Genomic DNA, 25,794 nt, shown 5'->3' with positions numbered 1-25,794 from the left:
GACCTCCGGTAGCTTGCACCTCCCGTAGGGGGAGGCGGCAGGGTGGTGGCCATGAACGGCGACACGCTCCACTCGATCGGTGAGCTGGCCCGGCGGACCGGGCTGACGGTGAAGACCGTCCGGTTCTACTCGGACCAGGGGATCGTGTCGCCGGCCGACCGCAACCCGGCCGGCCACCGGCGGTACGGCGCGGACGCCGTGGTCCGCCTGGATCTGGTGCGCACCCTGCGTGAGCTCGGGCTCGGCCTGCCGGCGATCCGGCAGGTGCTGGAGCGCGAGCTCACGCTGCCCGAGGTCGCGGCGGCGCACGCCGAGGCGATCGAGGTCCGGATCCGGGTGCTGCGGCTGCGGCAGTCGGTGCTGCGGGCGGTGGCCCGGCGCGGGGCGACCGCAGAGGAGCTGACGGGAATGCACCGACTGGCCCGGTTGACGGAGAGCGAACGGGAGCGCCTGATCGGGGAGTTCCTGACCGAGGTGTTCGGCGGGGTGCCCGACGAGGTGTTCGGCGGGGTGCGGGTCGGGGGTGAATTCGCGGGTGTGGCCCGGTCGTTGACGCCGGAGCTGCCGGAGGAGCCCTCGGCCGGACAGGTCGAGGCGTGGGTGGAGCTGGCGCGGCTGGCCGGTGACGCGGGGTTCCGGGAGCTGCTGCGCGGGCTGACCGAGGGGGAGGTCGCGGAAGGTGTTCCGGGCTCGGTGCCCCGGCCCGGACTGGCCGTGCTGGTGGGGGAGTTGGCGGGGCCGGCGGTCGCGGCGGGGGTGGCTCCGGGGTCGGCGGAGGCGGCCGGGGTGGTCGCCGTGCTGCTGGAGCGGTACGCGGGGCTCGCGGGTGCCGGTGGTGTCGGCGGTGTCGGCGGTGTTGATGGTGTCGATGGTTCGTTGCGGGCTCGGCTGGTGGAACGGCTGAGGGCGATGGCGGACCCACGACGGGAGCGGTACCTGGAGCTGCTGGCGGTGGTCAACGGGTGGGCGCCGCCGAGGAGTTCGGCGGAGGTGCTGGACTGGGCGGTGCGCGCCCTCGCATGGGCGGGCTAGCGCTGACTGCGGGTGGGGCCGGAGTAGCTGGTGAGGAAGGCGTGGGCCTGGGCCCGCAGGTGGTCGACCGGAGGGTCCTCGCAGATCACCTCCAGACCGAGGCCGGTGGCCTGGCCCCGGTGGTAGTAGGACTGGTAGGCGAGGTACGGCCGGTGTCCGTCGGTGGGGTCGAGCCCGACGGCGAAGGTCGCGAAGTGGACCCGTTCGTTCTCGGTGCGCGCGAACTCGGTGCGGGAGAGCTGCCACTCGAACTCGTACGGTTCGGGCTCGGCGGGCAGGTCGAGGAGGGCCTGGGCGAGCCGGCGGACCTCGTCCGGACCGGCGAACGGGAGCGACTCGGACCACAGCGGTGCGGTGGCGAGCAGCTCCCAGTTGCCGCTGTTGTGACTGACGGTCAGTGCCCACTCGCCGTCCTGGTCGTGCCAACGGCAGCTGAGGATCGGGTCCATGGTGGTCAACCTCCCTGTGGCGCCCGGCCGTTCGGTTCCCATCATCGTGGCACACCGGGCTGCCGGTGGGGCTCGGGCGCGGCCGGTCGTCCAGCGGATCGCCGGGCTCGTCGCAGCGGGCGGTGGTCGAGCGCGGTGGTGTCGTGCTCGGCGGGCAGGCGGCGGGCAGGCGGCGGGCCTCGGGGGAGACGAGGAACTCGTGGTCGCCCTCGCGGACCAGGGCGAGGCGGACGCCGAACCGGTCGGGAGGGATGAGCCGGGTGGGGTCAGCCGGTGGTGGTGCTGTCGGTGTTGTCGGGGGCCGGGTGCCAGGGGCGGTCGGCGCGGGTCTGGACCGGGGTGGAGGTGAGGCGCAGCGCGTACACCGCGTGGTCGGCGGCCTGGGTCGGCACCGGGCCGAGGTAGGCGTGGCCGGTCAGGTGGCACCAGGCGGGCAGGTCGAGCGGGGCGGCGGGGTCGGTGGTCCGGATGTGGACCACGGCGCCGGCCGGGAGGTGGGCGATCCGGGCGCGCAGACGGAGCAGCAACTGGACGCAGAGCAGGCCGGTGCCGTCGACGGTGAGGTCGGCGGCCGTGTGGTCGGGGGTGGCGTCGGAAGTGGCGTCGGGAGTGGTGCGCTCGGTCATCGCGGGGTCTCCTGGGTGATGCGCCAGAGGCGGCGGGGCAGTTCGCCCTCCTCGAAGGGGTGGACGTCGACGAGGTGCCAGCCCTCGGTGAGCCGGTCCACCAGTTCGCGGGGGAAGAAGTGGACGGCGAAGCCGCCGTGCTCCCAGATGTCGTCACCGTGGCCGGTGCCCGCGCCGTAGTGGGCGTCTTCGGTGTGACGGACGGTGTAGACGAAGGTGCCGCCCGGGCGCAGGACCCTTCGGACCTCGGCGACCAGTGCCTCGATCTCCCCGGTGGAGAGCGCCATGCAGAGCAGCATGTGGGCGAAGACCGCGTCGACGGAGGCGTCCGGGAGGGGCAGTGGTTCGCGGACGTCGTGGACGATGGTGCGGATCCGGTCGGCCAGGCCCTGCTCGACGGCGGTGGCCCGCAACTGTTCCAGGCCGGTCGGGCTGAAGTCGGCGGCCAGCACGGTGAAGCCCGCGCGGGCGAGGTGCAGGGCGTCGCGGCCGTGGCCCGCTCCGAGTTCGAGCACCTCGCGGGCGCCGGCGGCGGCGAAGGCCTCGGCGGCGTACCGCGCGGGGGTGGAGGGCTGCTCGCCGTACATCCCGGGGTGGGCCTGGTAGGTCCGCTGCCAGTGCGCCCGTTGGTCGTCGGCGAGGGCGGGCTCCCGGTCGGCCGGCGTGCCGGGGGTGTCGGTCATGGGGCTGCCCTTCGCGGGGTGTCCGGTGGTGCGGGTGGTGCTGGTGGTGTGGGTGGTGCGGACTCAGCCTAGGACGTGGGGTGGGGCGGGCGGTACGGAGGGGGCGGTGCCGCCGAGGCGGGTGAGGAGGGTGGACAGGCGGGTGCCGTCCTCGCTGCTCCACTGGTCGGGTGCGAAGAGGTCGGCGGCGACCTGGCGGGCGGTGTACAGCATCTCGGCGAGGCGTTCGCGGCCGGTCGGGGTGAGGGCGGCGTACGCGACCCGGGCGTCGCGGGCGGCGGCCTCGCGGCTCACCAGGCCGATCCGCTCCAGCGGGGCGAGGCCGCGGGTGACGCCGGAGGCGGTGAGGCCGAGCGCCTCGGCCAGGTCGACCCGGCGCATCCGGCCGCCGGGGGCCTGGGAGAGGTGCAGCAGCAGGGTGAAGTCGGACAGGCTCACGCCGTGCAGGCCGCTGAGGCTCGCGTCGAAGCGCTTGACGACGGCGGCCTGGGCGCGGACCAGGCGCAGTGCGGTGTCCAGCGGGTCGGTGTCCAGCGGGTCGGTGCCCAGCGGGGCGGGTCCTGCGGCGGGCGGTGTGGTCGGGTCGGTCGTGGGGTCTGTCATTGCCACCTCCTTGACTACTCAAGTATATGTCGATGCGGAGCCGTCAAGGAGGTGGCGGAGGGGGGTGGGTCAGTGAGTGGTGTTGGCGGCGCGGCGCTGGCGCTTGCCGAGGGGGGCCTGGGAGAGGTCCTCGGCTTGGGAGCGGAAGTTCTTGTGGCCGTAGCCGCGTTCGGTCAGCCAGGCCTGCGCCGCCTGCTCGGCCCGTTCGGTGGCCTCCAGGATGTCCTCCTCGGCTTCGCCCTGGTCGAGGAAGCGGAAGGTGAAGGCGGCCCGCGCGTTGAGGTCGTAGCTGAGGTGGCCCTCGTGGGTGAAGGCGGCGTGCAGGACGTCGTGCTGAGGTGCGGCGGCGAGGAGCTCGGCGCGCTGGGCGTCGGTGAGGCCGTCGAAGACGCCGCGCACCATGATGCGGAAGGTTCGGGTGGTCATGCTCCAGACGATAGGCAAGAGAGGTGGCGGACCGCCAATGCGATTTCCGTGCTGCCGGGCCCGGTGGGGCGGGCCCGGCAGCGCACGGTCAGCGGGCGAAGGGACCGAAGACGGTGGCGGCGAGGCGGAGCGCCGGGGCGGGGGTGCCGGGGCCGGTGCCGACGGAGTAGACCAGGCGCTTGCTCAGGTCGGAGGTGGCGAACACGCCGTCCGAGTAGCCGAGGTCGTGCCCGGTCTTGCCCCACACCACCGTGCCGTCCTGGAGCGGGATGGCCATCAGCCCGGCGCTGTAGCAGGCCTTGCCCTTGTCCGGGCCGAACAGGCAGTCCCCGCCCTCGTAGTAGGGCACCAGCTGACCCGAGGCGTCGCGTGGCAGGGCGAGCAGGTCGTGCAGCTGCTGCGGCGCGAGGAGTTCACCGTCCAGCAGGGCCCGCAGGAAGCGGTCCACGTCGGAGGGGGTGGACACCATGGACTCGGGGTTGCCGCCCTGCTCGGAGACGTCCGTCGGGGTGCCGGCGGTGTTGAGGTACCAGCCGGTGAGGTGTGGCTCGGGCATCTCGGGCCGGCCCTCGGGAACCTCGGTGTGCCGCAGGCCGAGCGGCTTCAGGATGCGGGCGGTCACCTCCTCCTTGATCGAGTGCCCGGTCACGCGCTCGATGACCAGGCCCGCCAGTCGGTAGTTGAAGCTGTTGTACTGCTGCCGGGTGCCGGGAGTGAAAGCCGGGGTGGGTTTCGGCTTGGAGTTGTCCTCCGGATGCAGCGTCCGCTGGGCGACCTCCTCCAGCGTTTCGAGCCCGAAGCGCTGGGCGATCAGGCCGTCGTCGTCGGTGACGTCCGGGCCCTCCACGGCCTGCGGCAGTCCGCTGGTGTGGTTGAGGAGTTGGCGGACGGTGACCTGCTGGAAGGCGTCGGTCAGTGAGATGTCGGGCAGGTACTGCTGGACGGCGCCGTCCAGGTCGATCCGGTGCTCGGCGGAGAGCTGGAGCAGCACGGCGGCGACGAAGGGCTTGTTGATGCTGCCGATCCGGAAGGCGGCGTTGGGCGCGACCGGCCGCCCGCTCACCGGGTCCTCGGCCGTCCCGCGCCAGACCCGGCCGTCGACCGTCACCCGGGCGACCACGCCCGCCGCCGGATCCCCTGGGTGGGCGGCTATCGCGGCGCTCAGGGCGGCCGGATCAGGGCCGTTCGCCGGGTTCGGGCCGACCGCCAGGGCGGGCGCGGGCGTGGCGGCGAGGAGCAGTCCGGCGAGGGCGAGGGCGGTGCGCTTGGCGATGGCCATGTGGTCTCCGAGGTCGTCGGGGCGGGCGGGAAGAACGGGGTGCGGAGCGGCCCGCCATGGAGAACACGAATCTGAGAATCGATCAGTTGCACTTTCCTTCCGAGGAGTTGCGGGACCCGTTCGCTGCGGAACGCGTGGGACGCGGAGGACAGGTGGTGCGTGCGGAACACGGTGGAGACTCCCTTCCGCGGCGGCCCGGTCGGCCGCCGTCTCGGTGCCTCCAAGACTGATCGCCGACACCCCCTCAGCACATGTGCCGATCGGTAGATCTCACGCGGGGACTCCGCGGAGCGGCCCCTGCCGATCGGCAGGGGCCGGCGGGGCCGGAACCGGGGCTCACACCCCCGTGGAACCCCGCCCCGCCCGCACCGGCAGCCGGGAGCAGACCGTCCCCGCCGCCGGCGGTGCGGCCTCCCCGCCCACTGCGGCGAGCGTGAAGTCCGTGGTCAGCGCGTTGATGTCGGCGGCCTGCCGGATCAGGTAGTGGTTGCCGCCGGGCACCTCGTACCGTGCCAGGTCCGGTACGACCCGCCGGGCGCGCAGCGCGTACTCCAGGGACCGCGCGGCACTGGCCTCGGTGCGGTCGGCCGTGCCGTGCACGATCAGCACCCGCCGCCCGGCCAACTGCTCGACCCGGTCGCCGCTGGGCAGCCAGGGCGCGATCCCGGCCACCGCGACCACGCTCGGGTGCCCGGCGCACCAGAAGGCCGCCCGCCCGCCGAGCGAGTTGCCGATCAGCACCACCGGCGCGCCCGGGTGGCGGAGGGCGAGCTCGTCCAGCGCCCAGCGGGTGTCCACCGCGGTGTCGGCGTCCGCGCCGTTCCAGCCGCCGTAGCGGTAGCGCAGCAGGTGCACCGCGAGGCCGTGCGGCCGGCCGCGGTCGGCCAGCTCGGTGGCGAGCTCCCGCACGCCCAGTTCGGCGGCCCGCAACGGCCTCCGGCGGCTCCGGAGGAACCCGCCGGGCAGCAGCAGGGCGACGCCCGCGGCCGGGCCGTCGCCCTCCCACGGGGTCAGTCGTGCGGTGCGCGGACGCTGCGCTCGGAACACTCCCGTCCTTCCTGCTCGGAGCACGCCGGACCGCTGCCGAAGCGGACGGTCGTGCCGGGGGACAGGCGGATTCTACGGTTCCGCGGCCGGGTCGCGGTGCTCCAGCAGGGACCACAGCACCCAGCCGGTGACCCGGGTGCGGTCGACCATGACCTTCGCCCAGCGGGCGCCCAGCGGCGAGGTCCAGGTGTCCACGACCTCGACCTGGTCGCCCGAGCTCGCGAGCCCGATCACGGCGTCGCCGCCGAAGTGGTCGATCCGGACGTTGGCGGCGTTCGCGGAGACCTCCCACCACCCGGCCCCGACCTCGGAGGCCCGTACGTCGCCCGGGCTGACGGCCGCCGGGACCAGCAGGATGGACAGCGAGACCACCGAGGCCGTCGCCCGGCCGATCACGGCCACGGAAGTCTCGCGGTGTCGCTGGGCTCGGGCCGCGCCCGAGCCGGGGAGAGCGGGGGGATCATGTACAGCAGAACGAGTCGCCCCGCGTGCGTGTACGGCCGCCCGCCGACGCTCACCCGGTCGGGCGAGCACGGCGGCGAGCACGGCGGCGGGGCGTCGGAGGCGGGGCGCCGGCGGGGCGTCGGAGGGGTGTCGGGGCAAGCCTGCCGTGCGGTCGACTGTCGGGCCGGCAGCGCGGAGGTGACTCAGCGTCGGCGCCGCTGCTCCTCGCCCTCGGCGGCGGACCGGGCGCGTCCGGACAGCAGCTCCTGCATGCTCGGAAGCTTGCGCCGCTGCGGCGCGGGTGGCGTGGACGGAGCGGGCGGCGCCGCCGAGGCGGGCGGGGCGGCCAGTTCGCGCGGCTGCTGCCGGGCCTCGGGGGCCGGGCCGAGGCCGGCCTTGGCCACCGCGTCGGCCAGGAAGTCGGAGGCCTGCCGACGGGCGTTGTCCATGCTGCGCCGCAGTTGTTCCGCGTCGTTGCGCAGCTTGTCGGCCTGCCGGCTCAGCAGGTCGTTGCGCTGTTCCGTCAGGCTGCCGCCGCGCTGTTCGGCCAGGCCGTACCGCTGCCCGGCCGGACTGTTGTACGGCCCGTCCGGGTCGTCGCGCCGCTCGGCCTCGCCGAGCTGTCTGAGGCTGGCGGCGGCTCGGGCGGAGGCCTCGCGTTCGATCTGCGCGCCGCGCGCCCGGGCGTCGGCGATGATCTGCTGCGCCACGCTCTCGGTGTGGGCCCGGATGTCGGCCAGGTCCTGTTCGGCCTGGCGGCGGTGGTGGGCGACGTCGGTCTCGAAGCGCTGCCTGAGCCGGGTGACCTCCTCCTGGGCGCCGGCGAGGAGCGCGTCCGCCTCGTGGCGGCGGGCGAGGACGTACGGGTCCTCCCCGGGGGCGTGCACCTCGCGCACGGTGGCGTGGCGTCCGGCCTGCTGCCGTTCGGCCGACTCGATCCACTCGATGAGCCGGAGCAGCCGTTCGGCGACCAGGCCGGCGTCGGCCGGGCGGTGGGCCGGGTCCTTGGCGAGCAGGTCGAGGACGAGGGCGTCGAGTTCGGCGGGCAGGCCGGGCCGCAGGGCGCCGGGGGCGGTGGGCGGGACCTCGCCGTGCTGGCGGATCAGCTCGTACAGGGTGCCGCGGAACGGCGTGCGGCCGGTGAGCAGCTCGTGCAGCAGGCAGCCGAAGGCGTAGAGGTCGGAGCGGGCGTCCAGGCCGCGGCTGTCGAAGCGCTCGGGGGCCATGTAGGCGGGCGTGCCGACGATGACGTTGGTGCTGGTGACGCCGTCGTCGGCGGTGCCGGTGCGGGCGATGCCGAAGTCGACGACCTTGACCGCCCCGGAGGACTGGATCATCACGTTGGCCGGTTTGACGTCCCGGTGGACGACCCCGGCGCGGTGCGCGGTGGCGAGCGCCTGGGCGATCTGGACCGCCCAGCCGAGGGCCTGGCGCAGCGGCAGCGGGCCGTCGGCCAGGTGGCGGCTGAGCGGGACGCCGTCGAGCAGCTCCATGACCAGGAAGAACAGCGGGCGTTCGGCCGTGCCGTGCCGCCCGAAGTCGTGCACGGTGACGATGGACGGGTGGTTGAGCGCGCCCGCCGTGGCCACCTCGCGGGCGAACCGGGCCGCGTCCTTGGGGGAGTCGCCGCCCGGGAGCATCACCTTGACGGCGACGAGGCGCTGGATGCGCGCGTCGCGGGCCTTCCAGACCGCCCCGAACGCGCCCTCGCCGATCTGCTCGACCAGTGCGTACCGTCCGTCGAGTACCTCGCCCGGCTGCATCCCCCGCCCCTTCCGCGATCCGGCCCTCCTCAACCTACCGCGCCGACCTGCCGGTCCGTCACCCGCTGCGGCCGGGCGACGGCGCCTCCAGCACGGCGCCGAGCAGCTGCGGGAAGCGGGTGTCGAGGGCCTCCCGGCGCAGGGTGACCAGGCGGTTCTTGCCGCTGGTGCGGACGGAGACGACGCCGGCCTCGCGGAGTATCCGCCAGTGGTTGGAGAGGGTCGAGCGCGGTACGTCGAGCCCTTCGGGGCTACAGGTGGTCTCGCCGTCCTCGGCGATGCGCCGGACGAGTTGAAGCCGGACCGGGTCGCCGAGGGCGTGCAGCACGGTGGCGAGGTCGAAGTCCTCGGGGTGGGGCTGGGGCAGGGTCCGCATCGGGGTCCTCGGGTCGGTCGGCTGCTGGTGCTGGTGCTGGTGCGGTGCTGGATCTGGTGCCGGGGCGGTGCGCTGTCTAGTATCTCGGTTCGACAGTTCGGGAAAGTCGAATTGATAACGACGGTTGACCGGATCTCGGAGGTTGGACGATGAAGGCACTGGTGACACTCGCCCGGGTGTACGTGGACGACCTGGACGCGGCGCTGCCCACGCTGCGGGAACTCACCGGCGAGGAGGTGGGGTTGCGCTTCCCGTACGCCGGCGTGGAGGTCGCACGGATCGGCGGCCTGCTGGTCGTGGCGGGCGACGACGAGGCGCTGGCGCCGTTCCGCAGGGTGCAGGCCACGGTGCTGGTCGACGACCTGGACGGCCTCGGGCAGCTGCTGCGCGACCACGGCGGCGAGCTGCTGGACGGCCCCAACGAGGTGCCGACCGGGCGCAACGCGACCGCCCGGCACCCGGGCGGGGCGGTGTTCGAGTACGTGGAGTTCGCGAAGGACCGGCCCGTCTTCGCGGGCTGACGGCCTCGTCCGGCGGCCCGTTCCGGAAAAGGGCGGTAACACTGTTTCCCATGGGTTACGTTGTTACCCATGAGCACGCCCTACCAGGACGCGCTGCGACACGGCCAGGACGCCGTTCGCGCCGTGATCCTCGACCGCGCCATCACCCTCCTCGTCGCCGAAGGGTCCGCCGCGCTGACCGTGCGGCGGATCGCCGCCGAGGTCGGCTCCTCGACCAAGGTGCTGTACACCATGTTCGGCGGGAAGGAGGGCCTGCTCGACGCGCTGTACCGGGAGGGCTTCGCGCGGCTGCGCCGGGCGCAGGACCAAGTCCCGCACGGGGGCGACCCGTTGGCGTACCTGACCGCGCTCGGCCGGACCTACCGGGAGCGCGCGCTCGCCGAACCCGCCTACTACCGCGTGATGTTCGAGCAGCCGGTGCCCGAATTCCGGCCCGGCGCCGAGGCGTTGGCGGTCGCCAGGACCGCCTTCGACGTCTCGGCGGCCGCCGTGGCCGCCTGCATGGCGGCCGGGGTCTTCCGGCCCGGGGACGCCCACGAGGTGTCCAAGCTCTTCTGGGCGGCCACCCACGGCGCGGTGAGCCTGGAACTCGCCGGGCACTTCACCCCGGACGAGGCGGGGGCGCGCTACGAGGCGCTGATGGCCGCACTGGGGCGGTCCTTCGCAGCCGGTCCACCGACTTCCGACGAGAGGCCGACACCATGAGCCGAAACCGCTACCTGTCCGGGAACTTCGCCCCGGTGACGGAGGAGGTCACCGCCCACGACCTGCCCGTCACCGGGCGGATCCCGGCCCACCTCGACGGCCGCTACCTGCGCAACGGCCCCAACCCGCTGGGCATCGAGGACCCGGCCGCGCACCTGTGGACCCTCGGCGCGGGCATGGTCCACGGCGTCCGGATCCGCGACGGGCGCGCCGAGTGGTACCGCAACCGCTGGGTGCGCTCCGGGGCCGTCGCCGACCGACTCGGTGAGCCCCGGCGCGGCACGCCCGTCGACGAGAGGCTGGACATCTCCCCGAACGTGCAGGTCGCGGCTCTGGCCGGGCGCACCTACGCGCTCATCGAGGGCGGCATCCGCCCGTACGAACTCACCTACGAGCTGGACACGGTGGGCCCCTGCGAGCTGGGGGCCACGCCCGAGGGCTACAGCGCCAACGCGCACTCGATCCTCGACCCGCACACCCGCGAACTGCACTCGCTCGCCTTCCTGTACGGCTCGGAGCACGTGCAGCACATCGTGATGGACGCCGCCGGCACCGTCCGGCGCAGCACGCTGATCCCGGTGCCCGGGAACCCGTACATGCACGACTTCGCGCTCACCGAGCGGTACGTGGTGCTGTACGACACGCCGGTGGTGTTCAGCGCCGCCCACCTGGCCACCGGCGTGCCCTTCACCTGGGACGGCCGCCGCGCCGCCCGGGTCGGGGTGATGCCGCGCGAGGGCGGCGAGGTGCGGTGGTTCGAGCTCGCGCCGCACCTGGTCGGGCACACGCTCAACGCGTACGAGCGGACGGCGGACTCGCTGGTGGTCGACGTCGTGCGGCACCCCGAGGGCATGGACCTGCGCGACATCGGCGCGAGCCGGCCCACGCTCGACCGCTGGACCATCGACCTGGCGGCGGGGACGGCGAAGGAGGAGCGGCTGGACGACCGGATCCAGGAGTTTCCGCGCCTCAACCCGGCGCACACCGGTCGCCCGTACCGCTACGGCTACGCGGCCGCCGTCGAGCTCTACGCCCCGCCCACCGGCCCCGGGGGCGACCGGCCGGACGAGGGCTTCAGCAACGCCCTGCTCAAGCACGACCTCGTCCGGGGGACGGTCGAGGCGCACGAGTTCGGGCGGTTCGGGGCCGTCGGCGAGGGGGTGTTCGTCGCCGCCGAGTCCCCGGCGGCGGAGGACGACGGGTACCTGATGGCGTACGTCTTCGACCCGGCGCGGGGCGCGACGGACCTGGTGATCCTCGCCGCACAGGACTTCTCCGGGGAGCCGGTCGCCAGGATCCACCTGCCGGTGCGGGTGCCGCTGGGGCTGCACGGCAACTGGGTGCCGGGTGGGGAGCAGGGGGCGTCGTAGCCGGTTCGGCCGACTTCCTGCGCATGGGGGGCGAAGGTTGGCCCGATGAGGCCTGGCGTGGTCGTGATTCTCGGCGAATGGGCAGGTCGGGGCCTTTCTGTGCCTTCCTATGTGCAGGAAAGGGCGGGGTTTTCCCTTCTCTTTGTTTCGGATCTTGGCAGGCTCTGCGACGATCCGATGATCGTCGCCCTGATGCGGTGGGCGGCGCGTTGCAGGGGAGAGACCGGCATGGCCGAGGGGCCCGAGGACAGGGTCGTCCGGGCGCGGACGAGATGGCGTGCCAGGTTCGCCAGGAACACCAGGAGCACCGGGAGCACCAGGCCCGCCAGGAGGACCAGGTTCGCCCTGGACAAGGAGACCTGGATGGTGGTCTCCGGCGGGGTGCTGGGCGCCATGTTCGCGAGCATGGGGCTCGCGGTGCTGCTCGGCCCCCGGTACGGGTTCGGCGGTGACAGCCTCTCGTACCTGGGCGCCATCAGCATCCTCGGGCTGATGCCCTGCGGCGCCGGGTTCGTCTGGGCGCTGATCCACCCCCGGCGCGGGCTCCCGTCGGCGGCCGTCGGGGCGCTGCTGGGGCTGGGCGTCTTCCTCGGCTTCGCCGGGGACGGCCTCAACGACTCCTGGAAGGCCGCGCAGGACCGGCCGTCCACCGTCCGTGCGGTGGGCAGCTGGACCAGCGGCGACCTGGTGGTGCGGGTCCGGCCCGACCAGGTGGTGGCGTACCGCAGCGCCACCGGCGCCGTCGCCTGGCGGTGGTCGCCGCCCGGCGAGGACTCGGTGTGCACGATGAGCCGGGGGATCGGCCCCGGCGGCACCGGGCTGATCGGGCACTCGCCGCACGGCAAGCCCTGCGCGGCGGTGACGGCGCTGGACCTCGCGGACGGCCGGGGCGGCTGGACCGCCGCCGTGGACGCGCCCGGCCGGGACGGCGACACCGCCGATTCGGACCTGGTCGCGGTGGCGGGCACCCAGGCCGTGCTGCAGGACAAGGCCGGCTGGCGGGCCGTGAGCCTGACGGACGGCCGGGAGCTCTGGCACAGCGCCCCCGACGCCGGGTGCTCGCCGCTGGAGGTCGCCGGCGGTGACCAGGACGTGGTGACGGTCGCGCAGTGCGGCCAGGCGGCGCCGGTCCTGCGCTCGCTGGCACCGGCGGACGGGCAGGAGCGGTCGCGGATCACCCTCCCGGCCGCGGGCGGGCTGAAGAACCTCGCGGTGGTGTCGGTCGAGCCGCTCGCGGTGTGGGTCGACGCCCAGGCCGAGCGCGGCACCCACGCGGTGCTCAGCTACGACCGGGAGGGCCGGCAGCGCGCCTCGATACCGGTCTCCGGCGACGAGTACGACCTGGACGTGATGCTGGGCGGGGTGCACGCCTTCGACGAGTTCACCGCCCGGCCGCTGTTCGGCGGGGTGGTGGTCGGGGACCTGTTCATCGTGCCGGGCGAGAAGCCCGGCGACGTCAGTATCAGCGGCGGCAGGCACCCGAGCCGCACCTCCACCGGTCGGCTGGTCGCGTACTCGCTGGTGGACGGCGGGAAGCGGTGGACCGCCGGTCTGGACGACCAGGTCACCGGCGTGCTGGTGGACGGCACCTCGGTGTGGGCGATGACCCGCGACCGGCTGACCCGGGTGGACGGCGCCACCGGCCGTCGGAGCCGGGAGCTGGACGTCAACGACACCGCCTCGCTGTACCCGGTGGACCTCTCGGCCACGGGCACGGGCCGGTTCACCGTGGTGGCCGAGGACGGGACCAGGGACGAGCCGCCGGTGCGGGGGATGAGCTGAGCGCGGCCTCTCCGTCACCGAGTGTGACCATCGTCGAGGGCTGAGCCTTTCGGGCGGTTGTGTCAGGCTGGGGGAGGAGCACCGCCGAGACCGGGAGGTTGGCGATGGCCGAGATCAGGGTGAACGGGGTGTCGCTGCACTACGAGGCGCACGGCACCGGCCCCGGGGTGGTGCTGGTGCACGGGTCGTGGAGCGACGCGGACGCCTGGGCGCGGGTACTGCCGGGCCTGGCGGAGTCCACCACCGCCGTCACCTACGACCGGCGCGGGCACAGCCGCAGCGAGGACCCGCTCACCCCGGGCTCGGTGTACGAGGACGCGGCCGACCTGGCCGGGCTGATCCACGGGCTCGGCCTCGCGCCCGCCTTCGTCTACGGGGACTCCTACGGCGCGCTGGTCACGCTCCGGCTCGCCGCCGCCCGGCCGGACCTGCTGCGCGGCATCGCCGTGCACGAGCCGCCGGGTACCGGCGTCCTGCTCGCCGACCCGTCCCTGCGCCCGATCGGTACCGACTACGCCGAGCGGATCACCGCCGTCCGCGAGCTGCTGGAACAGGCCGAGTCCGCGGCGGCGGCCGAGCTGTACGTGGACAGCCTCGCCTTCGGCCCGGGAGCCTGGGAGCAACTGCCCGCGCCGGTGCGGCACACGTACATCCGCAACGCGCCGACCTACCTGGACGAGCTGCGCGACCCGGACGCGCTCGACCTCGACCTCGCCGAGCTGGGCCGCTTCGCCGACCCCGCGCTGCTCACACAGAGCCACGACAGTGCGCAGGTGTTCGGCGAGGTGCTGGACCTGATCGACCTCGCCCTGCCGACGGCCGAGCGGTACCTGTACGAGGGCGCCGGTCACTCCCCGCACCTGTCGCAGCCGGAGGAGTGGGTCCGGGTGGTCGTGCCGCGGGTGCTGGGCTGAGTCAACGTTCGGCTGAGCCGACGTTCGGCTGAGCCGACGTTCGGCTGAGTCGACGCCAGTCTGAGCCGTCGTTCGGCTGAGTCGACGCCAGCCCCTGAGCCGACGTCCGCCCGGGTCAACGTTCGCCCGGTCAACCCGAACGGAGGCATTCGGACCCGGCCGAATGCCCGTATTTTCGCTCGCGCTCGAAGTCGCGCCAGGCACAAGCTACTTCCGTGACCGCGTCAGCCCGGACGCGGTGCGAGCGGAAGGACCGACATGACGAGCACGCGCGGCCGCATCGCCGCCCTGCTGGGCGCCGTCGCGGTGGTCGCCGGCACCACGCTGGCCACCCCCGCAGGCGCCACCCCCGCCGGCGACGGCGCCGGGGCCTCGGCCGAGGCCCGGCCCGGCGGCGGACTCACCGGCCAGGCCCCCTGCCCGGACGTGCCCGGCTTCACCTGCGGCACCCTCACCGTGCCGCTCGACCACAGCGGAGCCACCCCCGGTACCCTGCGGCTCAACGTGGCCGTGGCCGGCAACACCGACGCGCCCAAGGGCGACCTCCTCTTCCTCACCGGCGGCCCCGGCCAGCCCGGGGTGCCGCTGGTCAAGCGGATCGCGGGCAAGATGGAGGCCGTCCTGAAGGACTACCGCCTGGTCATGTTCGACCAGCGCGGCACCGGCGGCACCGCGCTGCAGTGCGCCGGCCTGCAGGAGGACATGGGCTCCTCCGACCTCGCCGTGCCCCGCCCGCAGTCCGTCGCCGACTGCGCCGCCACCCTCGGCCCGAACGCCCGCTTCTACAGCACCGCCGACACCGTCGCCGACATGGACCTGCTGCGCCGGGCCCTCGGCGACCACCGGCTGACCATCGACGGCGTCTCGTACGGCACCTTCGTCGCCGAGCGGTACGCGCTCGCCCACCCGGCGCACGTGGCCCGGCTGGTGCTCGACTCGGTGGTGCCGCAGGAGGGCTACGACCCCCTCGACCTGGCCGCACTGCCCGCCAGCGCCCGCGTCCTGCGGGCCGCCTGCCAGGCCACCGGCTGCACCACCGACCCGGCCGCCGACCTCGCCACCGTCGTCGGGCGGTACGGCGACGGGGCGCAGATCCTGGACGCGCTCACCAGCTACGAGTTCACCGACCCGAACTACGGGGGCGTCGCCGAGGCCCTGCACGAGGCCGCCGCCGGACAGCCGGCCAAGCTCCAGTCCTTCATCGAGACCGTCCACCAGGGCGACGCCGCCCCGGCCGAGGCGCTCAGCCAGGGGCTGCACGCCGCCGCCCTGTGCGCCGACGGGCACTTCCCGTGGGGCACCACCGACACCCCGGTCCAGGGCCGGGCGGCCGCGCTGGAGCGCACCCGACAGCGGCTGACCGCCGAACAGACCTGGCCGTACGACCCGGCGACCGCGACCGGGCTGGGCAGCCTGCTGGTCTGCCGGGACTGGCCGCGGGAGCAGGTCCCGCCGACCCCGCCCGCGCACCGCAAGCTGCCCAACGTGCCGGTGCTGCTGCTCGGCGGCGACCGCGACCTCTCCACACCGAACGTGTGGCTCTACCAGGAGGCGGAGCTGGCCCACGACCCCGAGATCGTGATCGTCCCCGGGGCCGCGCACTCGGTGCAGAGCCGGGCGGCCAACCCGATCGGGCGGCAGGCGGTCTACGACTTCCTGCTGAAGTAGCCGGTCGGCGGCGGGCCGTTCCGCACAGGGGACGGAACGGCCCGCCGCCGCCTCAGGGCTGGCCCGCGCCCCAGCCGTCGTCGGGCAGGGTGCGGTCCGGCTCGGGGCAGTCGGGGTGGTCGTAGCCCCAGAGGCCGACCTTCGACAACAGCCAGTCCTCCAGCGGCGGTTCGCCGTAGTCGAGCCGGTCGACCAGGACGAACCCGATCCGCACCTCCTCGGCCGGCGTGACCTCCAGGGTCCGCTGGCCGGGGATGTTCTCGTACGTCACGGTCTCCCAGGAACACCCGGCGGCGGTCAGCGCGGCGACCAGCGCGGACTCGGTGACGCGCGTGTCGTACGTGCGCAACCCGCCGCCGTCCACCGGGAGTTCGAGCTCCCCGTGCCAGGTCGGCAGGGAGAAGGAGCGGAGCCGGCGGCAGCGGCAGAACACCGTCCAGGCGTCGCCCCAGCCGAAGGCGTGCGGCCAGCGGTCGCTCCTGTGGACGCGCCCGCAGTCGTACGGATCGCCGAAGCGGGTGGCGAGCAGCGGCAGCGAGGCGTCGTAGCCCAGCCCGCCGAGGTCGGCGGTGGCGGCGAGTTCGGTGAGCCGGGCCAGGAAGTCCGTCACCCCAGGCATCCGCGCACCGCCTCGATCAGCCGGTTCGCCCGGGCGTCGCCGTGGCCGATCATCCGGTTCGCCACATAGGCGAAGCCGACGCCGAACTCGTCGTCCCCGAAGGCGAACTGGCCGCCGGCGCCGTCGTTGCCGAAGCTGCGGGCGCCGAGCAGCGGGCGGAAGGCGGGGGAGTCGAGCAGCAGGCCCGAACCCCAGCGGGCGCCCAGGTCGAATCCCAGGAAGCCCGCGCCGGCGGAGAGTTCACGCACCGCGTCGGTCACGGTGTCGTGCGAGAGCAGCCGCTCGCCGCCGTCCAGGCCGGTGACCGCGGCCGCGTACAGGCCGGCCAGCCCGGTGGCGGAGGCGACGGCGCCCGCGCCGGGCAGCTCGATCGCGTGCAGCGCCCGGTCGTTCCAGCCGTGCGGCGCGTCCAGGCCGGGGAAGACCAGGGCGCCGTTCATGGTCACGATCCGGGTCAGCAGGTGCTCCGGGCCCGGCATCGGGCGGCGGCCGTCGGCCTCCACCAGCCGGGCCAGACGCGGGAGTTCGCTCTCCGGCAGGCCGATCCACAGCGGCAGGCCGCCGAGCGGCTCGGCGATCTCCTTGCGCAGGAACGCGCCCGGCGTCAGACCGGTGATCCGGCGGACCACCTCGCCGACCGCGAAGCCGAGCACATGGCCGTGGTACTCGTAGGTGGTGCCCGGCTCCCAGAGCGGCTTCTGCGCCTCGATCGCGCGGATCACCGGATCCCAGGCGGCGACCTCCTCGAAGGAGAGAACCGCGTCCAGGGCCGGGATGCCGGCCCGGTGGCCGAGGATCATCCGGGTGGTGATGGACTGCTTGCCGTGGCGCGCGAACTCGGGCCAGTAGCGGGCGACCGGGGCGTCCAGGTCGAGCCGCCCCCGCTGGGCGAGGAGCAGCGCGCTGATGCTCACCGCGCCCTTGGCGCAGGAGAACACCGGGACGAGGGTGTCCTGCGTCCAGGCCCGCCCGGTGCGCTCGTCGGCGGTGCCGCCCCACAGCTCGACCACCTTGCGGCCGCCGGCGAACACCGTGACGGCGGAGCCGAGTTCGGGGAACTCGGCGAAGTTGGCGGCGAAGACGTCGGCCACGGCGCCGAAGCGTTCGTCGGCCCAACCCTGGTACTGCTGCATGGTGTGGTGCCCCGTTCTGCCCTCAAGATCGACCGAACCACGCTACGGCAGCCACGTGGCCATGACGAGGGAATTTCGCCAGGCCGGGACTGGTGGGGAGGGTGTGACAGACTCGCCTGCCGGCGAGGAGGAGAGGAACCGGATGGATCGCGAGGCGCTGACGGCGCTCTGGGAACGGCGCTGGCCAGGCTGCCCGCCCATCGGCGACGAGCTCGACGAGCGGGGGCGGGACCAGTGGGTGCGCTTCCACAGCCTGCCGGAATCCAAGCGCTACCCCGACGACGAGCGCGAGTACGCGATCGTCCTGGAGCGCCACAACACCGTGCTGGACGAACTGTTCGCCGGTGCCGAGGTGTACGTCCTCACGCCGAGGTGGACGGGCAGGGCGAGCGCCCCGCGCATGCGCCGGGACGCGAAGCACTGGCGGAGCTGGCTCCAGACCGACGACCCCGAACCGGAGTTCCGCACCCACTGCCACGTCTTCGTCGAGCGGCGACGGTGGCTGCCGGGCAGCCTGGACTGGCTGCTGCGCCGCGTCGCCGATGAACAGGAGGCCGGTGTGAGCATCACCGACACCGCCCTGCGTCGGCTCTACCACCCCTACGACGGCGGCGCGGACGTCTACCTGACCACGACGGAGGAGCGCGACCGCCTGAAGGAGCGCCACGCCGACTGGCTGTCCCGCCACCCGGGCGGCTGGTGACGGCCGGTCACGGTCGCTGCGTGTGTCGGCCGGGAGGCCAGGTGCAGGGTGGCGAGAGCCGGGTCGGCGTCGGAGCCGAACTTGTCCCTGGCGTTGATCATGAGGAACCCCCCGCCTTCGAGCCCGTTGGCACTGTCTGTCGGTTCCCGGCCGCCGAGAGGCTGCGTCTGAATCTGTAGTGCCCGGTCAGTGGCTCGTGGATCGACGCCTTCTCGGAAAGCCGTTCGGGTTCCCGTCGCGGCGACGGAAACCCGAACGGCTGATGGGCGGAATCGGGCTGAGCAGACGGCTATGCCGGGGCGCATGTCGGGCTTCGCACCACTACGCGGCCGGGCCGACCACCGGAATATCGGCGAGGATGTCGCGAATCGCGGTCTCACTCTCGTCGGCGGCGCACTGCTTCAGCTCTTCCTCCGTGGCCTGGACTCCGACGTTGAGCAAGTGCACCACCGACTGGATACTGGCCTTCCCAGCCGCCAGGCACGCGTCCTGTGACGGCGATGTCCGGTGCTGCTCGTCACCGATCCGTCCTGGGGCGTCGGCCGACGCCGGGGCCGACAGGGCGATCAACAGGCTGAGCGCGATCGAGGTGAGTGCTGCGGTCCTGCGGAGCATCGTCTTCCTTCCGTAGCGGCCGGCCCGCTGCCGGCTCAGGCCCGACCGATCCTGCCGGATCGAGTTGGCCGTGGCCTGCGCTCGGCCTGCGGAATGGACCGAAAGGGCGATCAATGACGGCTTCCGGCTCTCGCGAAGTTGCCGTGCACGCCCTTGGACCGGCTCGCTCGGGCGATCGCAGGGAACTCGTCGTTCGAGGCGGGTGGACTGGCCGTAGTGGCGGTCAGCCCGGACCGGAGCTTTCCTTGCCCCCGTGTCGCTGACGAGCACTCAGCCGGGGACGGGCTCGAAGATCGGGAGGAAGTTGATCACTGCCTCCTCGTACGGGTGGACGGCACGGACGGCCTTGAGGACGGCGGCGGCCTGGTGCTGCTCGCAGATGGACTCCACGCGGACTTCCGGGGCTGTCTGAAGTTCGCCCGCCGTGCCGTCGTAGGGCTGGGCGTCGGGGGAGGGGAGCCAACTCTGCGGAGCAGCACCAGGGTTGCGCATCCGAAGCTCAGCAGGCCGTCAGTTGATGGAGCCGAGCGCATCCAGTATCGGGCGAACGATCTCGAAACCGGCCGCCGCGACGCTCGCGATGCCCCGGATCCGCTCGATGATGATCGGGATCTGGCTCGGTTCGGCCCCGTCGAGCTCTTCGGCTGCCCGGCCGGCTGCTTCCCGCACTTGCGGTTGCAGTTCGGCGTTCTGTGCCACCGCACCGAGAGCGGCGACCAACTGCAACAGCGACGCAGATTGGTCGGTACCAAAGTGAGTGGTGACATCGTGGGCCTTGTTGTGGTCGCCAATCATCTACGACGCCGGCTTCGTAGTGGTGCACGGTGCGGGGCTGCTCGGTCGCGCTCACGATGCGCTCCAACCTCGCTTCCTCAACGGCCATGAGGTGCTTGCGTCGCTTGGCCGCCCGCCGGATCGTGAGGGCGAGCAAGGCAGAGCCCCCGATGAGCACTAGCAACGAAAGTAGTCCGAGATTCACGTGCGGCAGTCTGGGGACGGTTCGGCGAGTGGTCAGCCGTTCGGCTCGAATGCTCGTGGCGGGAGGGACGAGCTTGTAGCGGCCGGGTCCGAACCGCACGCGGACCGCTCTGTCAGGACTTGTCCGGTCGATCAGGTTCGATCCGGCGTGGACGGGTGAGGTCATCAGCCGCGCGGAGGTCGTTCCCCGGGCGACGCTGCGGGATGTGTGCCGCCGACTCTCCCGAGGTGGTGACCGGCGAACCCGTGTGCGAAGCCGGGGCGGAGTCCGGTAGCGTGCACGAAGGAGTGCCGGGAAGCCTGGTCGGCGAACAAGGGACAGCTGTGTCCGCGAGCCGATCCGGGGGTGATGTGCGTGGCGCTCGACGCGAGGTCCGCCGGCACGTCGTCGGCCCGGCCCCGGCTGCGGACCTGCCGCCCCTCACGCCGGCCCCGGCCCCCTCAGGCGTTGCACACCGTCCACAGGGCTTCAGTGGACTTCGGACAGATTCCGAGAACTGAAACACCGTCCGGCGTTCCGGCCGCCCGGTGCCGTCCGACCCCGGAAGGGGGCGGGGCGGCACGCCCCGGCGACGGCAACCCAGGCGTTCCGGCCACGCGCCGGACTGGGGGGAGAACCATCATGACCCACCGTCCCTCACCATGGACCCGCACCGGCGGCGCGCTGCTCGCCGCGTCGGCACTCGTCCCGGCAGCGGCCGCCTGGTACGTGTTCGACACCCGGATGCCGGACGACGCCGCACGGTCCCACGAGTACGCGGTCGCCGCGACCTGCCCGGCCGGGAGCCCGGGCGCGGCGGTCGAGGAGTGCGTGCGGACCGTGCCGTTCACCGTCAACAGCACGGTCGTCCGGCCCAAGGACCACGTCGCGACCGTGGACGGCGCGCCGTTCTGGAGCGGCACGGTGCAGTTCATCAACAACGGGCCGCTGCTGGAGGACCTGAAGCCCGGCGACCAGGTGAACGGCACACTGTGGCGCGGCCACGTGACGCGCATGGAGCGGGCCGGCGTCGCGCAGTCCACCGCCGCCGAACCCCGCGACGAGGCCCAGATCATGGCCGGGTTGGGCACCTTCCTCGCCATGCTGGCGGTGCTCGCCGCCGCCCTGGGCACGCTCCTGTTCACCGGCCGCCCCATCACGGTCGCCCTCGCCCGGTCGCTCTTCTTCCGGACACTGTTCTCCTGCTTCGCGCCCGCGGCGCTCGCGTACTGGGTCGGCCTGCCGTGGTGGACGGTGCCGATCGCGGCCGTCCTGACCGCGCTGATCGCGGCGGAGGCGGTGCGGCGCCTGAACACAGGGAAGGTTCCGGGGGAACCGCAGGGTTTCGTGGCTGGCCGTCTGCCTGCTTGACCCCACCGGCAATCGGCGCGGTTGCCGCCGGTCTCCTTGCCGCGGGCCTGCCGGAGCACGAACGGCTCCGGTTCCCCGACACCGAGCAGCACGTGCTGAAACTGCCTCGCACCGTCCGCTACGAGCACTTTCGCCGCTCGCAGCGGACGGTGGGTCACCGCAGGGAGGAGCCGTGGGTGTTCGAGCAGACGGGCTCCACCGCCGTGGCGGAGCGGACGACGCGGAGCGGCCCCGGGACCGCTGCTCGGCCAGCCGTTCCAAGCTGGATGTCCGCTGCCTGGAACCCCGGTCGCGCGGAACAGGCGGGCAATGCTCCTGGATTGACCGCTCGTATGGCCAGGGCACCCGCGGGTCGGCCGCATGGGCACTTTTGACAGGAGAGCCCGGCCGTGCGGCCGGGCTCTCCTGGGGGCGCTGGGTGGTCAGGCGGTGAAGCGGGGGTCGCGGGCTTCGATGGCCTGGATGAAGGCGGTCCACTCTGCTTGGTTGAAGGCGAGGTGGGGGCGGTTGGGGTTCTTGTCGTCGCCGACCCAGACGTCGCCGTTGGAGAAGCGCGCGATGATCACGCAGTTGCCGTTGGAGTCGCCGGAGAAAGGGGACTTGACCCAGTCGGCGGAGGCGGGGGCGTGGTCGTAGGGGTCGTGCTTCTCGCTCACGTGATCTCTTCCAACTTGCGTTCAAGGGCGGCAACGGTGGCGTCCGGTGACAGCGCACAGCGCTTCAGGCGGGCAAAGGCTCGCTCAGCCCGGCGGACCTCGCGTCCCGATTTACGCGGGAGCATACCTCCGACAGCTTCGACGAAGGCGAAGCCCTCTCCTGGCTTCCCTGGGAAGCGGAGAAGCGTCAGCCCAGATGCCAGAATCCCGGGCCGGCCAGCACTGAGCGGGACCATCCGGAGTGTGACGTTGGGGTACTGCGCAACCTTTATGACGTGCTGAATCTGGCCGACAAGGACTTCTTTGTCACCGCCGACCAGGAGAGCCACCTCTCCGAAGTATGCGTCGAGTTGGAGCAGGGGAGCTTCGGTGAGGCGACGTTGGCGCAGTATGCGGATCTCGGCAGCAGCCTCGTTCTGGTCCTCGCTGAGGCCGTCAAGGCCAGCGGCGATGACCTCTCGGGCGTAGTCCTCGGTCTGCAACAGGCCAGGGAAGGCTGACAGGTAGTAGTCGAACATCTGGGTCGCGTCGGCTTCGAGGCTGAGGAACTCGGCGAACGCCGAGGTGATCGTGTCGGCGAACTCGTGGTCCTGCCACCAGTGCCTGGAGGGGAGGTCAGTGGCGAGGGCCTCGATCTCGTTCCTCTCAAGGCCCGTGATCCCGCAATGATCCAGGTATACGGCCAAGTCGGCGGCGGTCACTGGCAACAGCGCTCGTTCGATCTTGCTGAGCCGGGCCGGGTTCCAGCCTCTCAGGCCGGCGGTCACCTCGGCGAGCGTCTTGTTGTTCTCAGTCCGCCACGTTCGAAGCTCGTCTCCGAGGCGGATCTGCCTGATCGCTGACGGGTCCTCGCTCAACACGTCCCTCCCTTGGTCCGCCCCAGTCTCGCTGGCTGTGCTGCGGGGGCTCAACTCAACCACAAGATCAACTAATTTATTTTTTGCTTGTAGGAGTTCGGGTTGCAATTTCGATTTTCATTGCTCCACACTCAACGTGACCGCTTGAACACGCCACTGAAGGTGTGGGGTGACTCATGTCCACCTTGCGTAACCCGGTCCTCCGAACCTGGGAGACCACCCTCACCGAGCACTCGACCTCGGTCCGTACCGCCCGCCGACTGATCCGCGACCAGCTCGCCTCCTGGGGCTGGACCGGTGATCCCGTCGACGACCTCGTCCTCATCGCCTCCGAGCTCGTGACCAACGCCGTGGTCCACGCCTGCCAGGGGCGGGACGAAGTCCGCCTCCTCCTCCAGGAGTTCGGCGGCGACTGTCGCCTCGAAGTCTGGGATCCGCGCGGCGACCTCCGGCTCCACCAGGCGAAACCGCGCCGCCTGACCGAAGGCGGCCGGGGAATCGAGCTCGTCCGGCAGCTCGCCTGCGACTTCGGCGTCATCGTCCGCCGTGACACGGGCAAGCGGGTCTGGGCGCGCATCCTGCTCCACCCCGCCAACGACCCGTCCCCGCCCGGGAGCTGATCCCCATCAAGCTCGCCCCCGCGGCCGCGGCCGCGACCGCGTTCGCCAGCCTCGCCCTCGCCTGCTTCGCCTCGGAGCTCGTCCCTCCGCGCGAGCCGGCCACCGCCGATGTCGTCTGGTGGGCCACCCTGGCCGCCGCCCTGATGACCGGCCTCACCCGCCACAACGGCTCCACCGACGACGATGATTGATCCCGAGGTCGCCCCCCATGACTGACCTGCACCCCGCCGCGATCGCCTTCCGTGACCCGGCCGCCCTCCTGGACCGCTGCGAGATCGGCGGTGTCCGTCTCCTCCACGGCGAACCCGGCTACGAGTCGGGCGCCGTGGTCCCGCTCGGCGACTGGGCCCCGCTGTCCGAGGACCTGCCCGCCCGGTACGCGCCGTGCGTCTTCACCAAGGACAGCGGCCTGGTGGAGTTCTTCCGGCTCCCCTCCACCGTCACCGACCGGCACTCGCTCGCCGTCCTGGTCAACGAGTTGGGCGATCCCCACCCCGTCCCGCTCGCCGCGATGGACGACCCGCCCGGCGAACCCGTCACCCACCGACTGCCGGAGAGCGGCCTGCGCCCCGGCCTGCACATCGACAACCATCAGAACCTGTCGTACGCCGACCGCGACACCGCGCGCCGCAGACTCTGCGTCAACCTCGGCCCCGGTGACCGTTTCCTCCTGCTCGCGGCCCGCGACATCAAGTCCATCTGTCGGACGGTGCGCGACCGTTACGAGACCCACCACCCGCACACCGACGACGTCCGGTTCTACGTCGGTGAGCGGAAGCGGTTGAGCGTCCTGCGGGTCCGCATCGAGCCGGGTGAGGGCTGGTTCGCGCCGACCGCCGTGCTGCCGTACGACGAGTCCACGGAGGACGCGGAACTGCCGTCCGCCACGGCCTCCTGGCTCGGGCACTGGGAGCGCGGGCTCTTCGGGCCGTTGATCTGACGATCAGTAACTCTCCGTGTGCGCCCCGATCGGCGGGGCGGGCACACGCCGCACCGTTGCGCGACTTGGAGTGCGTCGAGTCTGCGGGGCGCGCAATGATCAATCCGCGCCCCTCTTTGCGCCGCGATGCCGAGGCGGGCGCGGGCCCGTCGGCCCGCGCGCGCCCGGACCCGTAGGGCAACGTTGCGCGCGGATGACGGGAGGTGCCGTCGCCGTCTAGCGGGCCGCCGGCCTGGGCAGGCTCGGGCGGACAGCCAGTGAAAGGGGCCCATGATGGCCGCAGTGTATGAATCCGTACTCGACGCGATCGGCGGGACGCCCCTGTTCCGCCTCGCCCGGCTCGGCGCCGGTCTCGCCGCGCCGATCTACGCCAAGGCCGAGTTCCTCAACATCGGCGGCAGCGTCAAGGACCGCGCCGCGCTGTCCATGGTGCTGGCCGCCGAGCGGGAGGGCCTGCTGAAGCCGGGCGGGACGATCGTCGAGGCGACCTCCGGCAACACCGGCATCGGGCTGGCCATCGTCGGGCGGCAGCGCGGGTACCGGGTGATCGTCGGGGTGGCCGACAAGTCGGCGCCCGAGAAGTCGGACATCCTGCGGGCGTACGGGGCCGAGGTGGTGCTCGGGCCGACCGCCGTGCCGCAGGAGGATCCGCGGCACCTGTTCAACCTGGTCCAGCGCCTCACCGAGGAGATCCCCGGCGCCTGGCTGGCCAACCAGTACGACAACCTGGCCAATCCCGACGCCCACATCCGGACCACCGGCCCCGAGATCTGGGAGCAGACCGGCGGCCGGGTGACCCACTTCGTCGCGGGCGTCGGCACCGGTGGCACCGTCACCGGCACCGGCGAGTACCTGAAGCAGGTGTCCGGCGGCGCCGTCACCGTGGTCGGCGCGGACCCGGAGTCCTCCTCCTACGGGGGCGGGGACGGCAGCCCGTGGTTCGTCGAGAGCATCGGGCACTACCTCCACCCCGACACCGTCGAGGACCGCTGGCCGCAGGCGCTGCGGGGGGAGGTGGTGGACTCCTACGAGCGGATCCCGGACCGCGAGTCGCTGCTGACGGCCCGTCGCCTGGCCCGCGAGGAGGGCATCCTGGCCGGCCCCTCCTCCGGTACGGCGGTCGCGGCGGCGCTGCGGCTGGCGCGCCGCCTGGGGCCGGAGGACCTCGTCGTGGTGGTGCTGCCGGACTCGGGGCGCTCCTACCTGTCCAAGGTGCACAGCGACGTGTGGATGCGGGAGTGGGGCTTCCTGGAGGAGGGCGACACCCTCCGCCCGCTGCTCGACGAGGCCGACCCGCTGGTGGTGGTCGAGGCCGACGCGACCGTGGGTGAGGCGCTGGAGGCACTGCGGGCGGTGCCCGGCGGCGTCGCCCCGGCCGTACTGGCGCGGGCCGCCCGCCCGTTCGGGGTGAGCGCGACGGAGGTGGTCGGCTCGGTGTCCCGGGAGGTGCTGGCGGCGGCGCTCGCGGACGGCGCGGCCAAGCCGGACGGCCCGGTGGCCCCGCTGCTCGGGGCGGCCCTGCCGACGGTGGGGGTCGGGCAGTCGGCGGCCGAGGCGCGGGCGCTGCTGGCGGGCGGCGGCGGGCACCCGGCCGTGGTGGTGCTGGTGGGCGGCCGGGCGGCCGGGGTGCTGAC

General features: G+C 72.9%; 30 protein-coding genes. 13 read left to right on the top strand and 17 right to left on the bottom strand.

The genetic code is table 11. The features are described 5' to 3' along the window. Positions 1-51 precede the first annotated feature (51 nt). On the top strand, positions 52-1,032 hold the full coding sequence (locus tag RZ50_RS21815) for a MerR family transcriptional regulator (protein ID WP_196950339.1): 981 nt from the start codon (positions 52-54) through the stop codon (positions 1,030-1,032). Here the strand turns inward: RZ50_RS21815 and RZ50_RS21810 are convergent. The 10 genes from RZ50_RS21810 to RZ50_RS21765 all read right to left on the bottom strand — a co-directional run bounded on the left by RZ50_RS21810 (position 1,029) and on the right by RZ50_RS21765 (position 8,728). Then, a complete protein-coding gene (locus tag RZ50_RS21810; RefSeq protein ID WP_196950340.1) occupies positions 1,029-1,481 on the bottom strand; it encodes a hypothetical protein in 453 nt (150 codons plus the stop codon). The genes RZ50_RS21815 and RZ50_RS21810 overlap by 4 nt on opposite strands. A 266-nt stretch (positions 1,482-1,747) precedes the next feature. Next, positions 1,748-2,107: a sulfurtransferase TusA family protein gene (locus RZ50_RS21805; protein ID WP_196950341.1), complete on the bottom strand. Its 360-nt coding sequence runs from the start codon at positions 2,105-2,107 to the stop codon at positions 1,748-1,750. After that, complete coding sequence (locus RZ50_RS21800; RefSeq protein WP_196950342.1) at positions 2,104-2,790, bottom strand: class I SAM-dependent methyltransferase; 687 nt, start codon at positions 2,788-2,790, stop codon at positions 2,104-2,106. Before RZ50_RS21800 ends, RZ50_RS21805 begins: the two co-directional genes overlap by 4 nt. A gap of 63 nt (positions 2,791-2,853) precedes the next feature. Continuing rightward, positions 2,854-3,393, bottom strand: coding sequence for a MarR family winged helix-turn-helix transcriptional regulator (locus RZ50_RS21795; RefSeq protein WP_196950343.1), 540 nt, complete (start codon positions 3,391-3,393; stop codon positions 2,854-2,856). Positions 3,394-3,462: 69 nt separating this feature from the next. After that, positions 3,463-3,819 (bottom strand): DUF6204 family protein, encoded by a 357-nt coding sequence (locus RZ50_RS21790; RefSeq protein WP_196950344.1) that lies wholly within the window; start codon positions 3,817-3,819, stop codon positions 3,463-3,465. An 88-nt stretch (positions 3,820-3,907) separates the two neighbouring features. Further along, positions 3,908-5,098, bottom strand: a complete 1,191-nt coding sequence (locus tag RZ50_RS21785) for a serine hydrolase (RefSeq protein ID WP_196950345.1) — start codon at positions 5,096-5,098, stop codon at positions 3,908-3,910. A 336-nt stretch (positions 5,099-5,434) separates the two neighbouring features. Then, on the bottom strand, positions 5,435-6,145 hold the full coding sequence (locus RZ50_RS21780; RefSeq protein ID WP_196950346.1) for an alpha/beta hydrolase: 711 nt from the start codon (positions 6,143-6,145) through the stop codon (positions 5,435-5,437). A gap of 72 nt (positions 6,146-6,217) precedes the next feature. After that, complete coding sequence (locus RZ50_RS21775; RefSeq protein WP_196950347.1) at positions 6,218-6,547, bottom strand: hypothetical protein; 330 nt, start codon at positions 6,545-6,547, stop codon at positions 6,218-6,220. Positions 6,548-6,792: 245 nt separating this feature from the next. Beyond that, positions 6,793-8,352, bottom strand: coding sequence for a serine/threonine-protein kinase (locus RZ50_RS21770; RefSeq protein ID WP_196950348.1), 1,560 nt, complete (start codon positions 8,350-8,352; stop codon positions 6,793-6,795). Positions 8,353-8,410: 58 nt separating this feature from the next. After that, positions 8,411-8,728, bottom strand: coding sequence for a helix-turn-helix transcriptional regulator (locus RZ50_RS21765; RefSeq protein ID WP_196950349.1), 318 nt, complete (start codon positions 8,726-8,728; stop codon positions 8,411-8,413). A 149-nt stretch (positions 8,729-8,877) separates the two neighbouring features. Here RZ50_RS21765 and RZ50_RS21760 point away from each other — a divergent pair, with 149 nt between their 5' ends. From RZ50_RS21760 to RZ50_RS21735, 6 genes are all read left to right on the top strand, one after another. After that, positions 8,878-9,249 (top strand): VOC family protein, encoded by a 372-nt coding sequence (locus tag RZ50_RS21760; protein WP_196950350.1) that lies wholly within the window; start codon positions 8,878-8,880, stop codon positions 9,247-9,249. 69 nt (positions 9,250-9,318) lie between these two features. After that, the gene (locus RZ50_RS21755) at positions 9,319-9,954 is read left to right on the top strand and encodes a TetR/AcrR family transcriptional regulator (RefSeq protein ID WP_196950351.1); all 636 of its coding nucleotides are present in this window, start codon (positions 9,319-9,321) and stop codon (positions 9,952-9,954) included. Next, positions 9,951-11,324, top strand: a complete 1,374-nt coding sequence (locus tag RZ50_RS21750; protein WP_196950352.1) for a carotenoid oxygenase family protein — start codon at positions 9,951-9,953, stop codon at positions 11,322-11,324. The genes RZ50_RS21755 and RZ50_RS21750 overlap by 4 nt, the downstream gene beginning before the upstream one ends. Before the next feature lie 228 nt (positions 11,325-11,552). Further along, on the top strand, positions 11,553-13,106 hold the full coding sequence (locus RZ50_RS21745; RefSeq protein ID WP_196950353.1) for a PQQ-binding-like beta-propeller repeat protein: 1,554 nt from the start codon (positions 11,553-11,555) through the stop codon (positions 13,104-13,106). A gap of 104 nt (positions 13,107-13,210) precedes the next feature. Then, on the top strand, positions 13,211-14,020 hold the full coding sequence (locus RZ50_RS21740; RefSeq protein ID WP_196950354.1) for an alpha/beta fold hydrolase: 810 nt from the start codon (positions 13,211-13,213) through the stop codon (positions 14,018-14,020). 258 nt (positions 14,021-14,278) lie between these two features. Beyond that, positions 14,279-15,688, top strand: a complete 1,410-nt coding sequence (locus RZ50_RS21735) for an alpha/beta fold hydrolase (protein ID WP_196950355.1) — start codon at positions 14,279-14,281, stop codon at positions 15,686-15,688. A gap of 52 nt (positions 15,689-15,740) precedes the next feature. On the opposite strand, the gene RZ50_RS21730 is transcribed toward RZ50_RS21735, so the two are convergent. Next, the gene (locus RZ50_RS21730; protein WP_217680720.1) at positions 15,741-16,307 is read right to left on the bottom strand and encodes a hypothetical protein; all 567 of its coding nucleotides are present in this window, start codon (positions 16,305-16,307) and stop codon (positions 15,741-15,743) included. Further along, a complete protein-coding gene (locus tag RZ50_RS21725; protein ID WP_196950357.1) occupies positions 16,295-17,440 on the bottom strand; it encodes a serine hydrolase in 1,146 nt (381 codons plus the stop codon). The genes RZ50_RS21730 and RZ50_RS21725 overlap by 13 nt, the downstream gene beginning before the upstream one ends. Before the next feature lie 142 nt (positions 17,441-17,582). Between RZ50_RS21725 and RZ50_RS21720 the strand changes: the two genes are divergently transcribed. After that, positions 17,583-18,143: a hypothetical protein gene (locus tag RZ50_RS21720; protein ID WP_254803011.1), complete on the top strand. Its 561-nt coding sequence runs from the start codon at positions 17,583-17,585 to the stop codon at positions 18,141-18,143. Positions 18,144-18,464: 321 nt separating this feature from the next. Here RZ50_RS21720 and RZ50_RS21715 read toward each other — a convergent pair whose 3' ends face one another. From RZ50_RS21715 to RZ50_RS21705, 3 genes are all read right to left on the bottom strand, one after another. Beyond that, complete coding sequence (locus tag RZ50_RS21715; protein ID WP_196950358.1) at positions 18,465-18,758, bottom strand: hypothetical protein; 294 nt, start codon at positions 18,756-18,758, stop codon at positions 18,465-18,467. Between the two features lie 270 nt (positions 18,759-19,028). Next, complete coding sequence (locus tag RZ50_RS21710) at positions 19,029-19,250, bottom strand: hypothetical protein (protein ID WP_196950359.1); 222 nt, start codon at positions 19,248-19,250, stop codon at positions 19,029-19,031. Between the two features lie 18 nt (positions 19,251-19,268). Beyond that, on the bottom strand, positions 19,269-19,553 hold the full coding sequence (locus tag RZ50_RS21705) for a hypothetical protein (RefSeq protein ID WP_196950360.1): 285 nt from the start codon (positions 19,551-19,553) through the stop codon (positions 19,269-19,271). A gap of 805 nt (positions 19,554-20,358) precedes the next feature. On the opposite strand from RZ50_RS21705, the gene RZ50_RS21700 reads away from it, so the two are divergent. Both RZ50_RS21700 and RZ50_RS30350 read left to right on the top strand, forming a co-directional pair. Continuing rightward, positions 20,359-21,087 (top strand): hypothetical protein, encoded by a 729-nt coding sequence (locus RZ50_RS21700; protein WP_196950361.1) that lies wholly within the window; start codon positions 20,359-20,361, stop codon positions 21,085-21,087. Next, on the top strand, positions 21,084-21,461 hold the full coding sequence (locus tag RZ50_RS30350; protein WP_374199969.1) for a DUF5988 family protein: 378 nt from the start codon (positions 21,084-21,086) through the stop codon (positions 21,459-21,461). Before RZ50_RS21700 ends, RZ50_RS30350 begins: the two co-directional genes overlap by 4 nt. Before the next feature lie 48 nt (positions 21,462-21,509). Here RZ50_RS30350 and RZ50_RS29400 read toward each other — a convergent pair whose 3' ends face one another. Beyond that, positions 21,510-21,743 carry a DUF397 domain-containing protein gene (locus RZ50_RS29400; RefSeq protein ID WP_196950362.1) on the bottom strand — a complete coding sequence of 78 codons (234 nt, stop codon included), beginning with the start codon at positions 21,741-21,743 and terminating at the stop codon, positions 21,510-21,512. After that, positions 21,740-22,600, bottom strand: coding sequence for a helix-turn-helix transcriptional regulator (locus RZ50_RS21690; protein WP_196950363.1), 861 nt, complete (start codon positions 22,598-22,600; stop codon positions 21,740-21,742). Before RZ50_RS21690 ends, RZ50_RS29400 begins: the two co-directional genes overlap by 4 nt. A gap of 176 nt (positions 22,601-22,776) precedes the next feature. Between RZ50_RS21690 and RZ50_RS21685 the strand changes: the two genes are divergently transcribed. The 3 genes from RZ50_RS21685 to RZ50_RS21675 all read left to right on the top strand — a co-directional run. After that, a complete protein-coding gene (locus tag RZ50_RS21685) occupies positions 22,777-23,220 on the top strand; it encodes an ATP-binding protein (protein ID WP_196950364.1) in 444 nt (147 codons plus the stop codon). 208 nt (positions 23,221-23,428) lie between these two features. Further along, a complete protein-coding gene (locus tag RZ50_RS21680) occupies positions 23,429-24,160 on the top strand; it encodes a hypothetical protein (protein ID WP_196950365.1) in 732 nt (243 codons plus the stop codon). A gap of 273 nt (positions 24,161-24,433) precedes the next feature. Then, positions 24,434-25,794: pyridoxal-phosphate dependent enzyme (locus RZ50_RS21675; protein WP_217680719.1), on the top strand; the 1,361-nt coding region annotated here is incomplete at its 3' end.

This window comes from Kitasatospora sp. SUK 42 (assembly GCF_015776785.2).
GTDB lineage: Bacteria > Actinomycetota > Actinomycetes > Streptomycetales > Streptomycetaceae > Kitasatospora.
The sequence above is the reverse complement of the archived record's forward strand: the minus strand, read 5'-3'. Positions and strand labels throughout refer to the sequence as shown.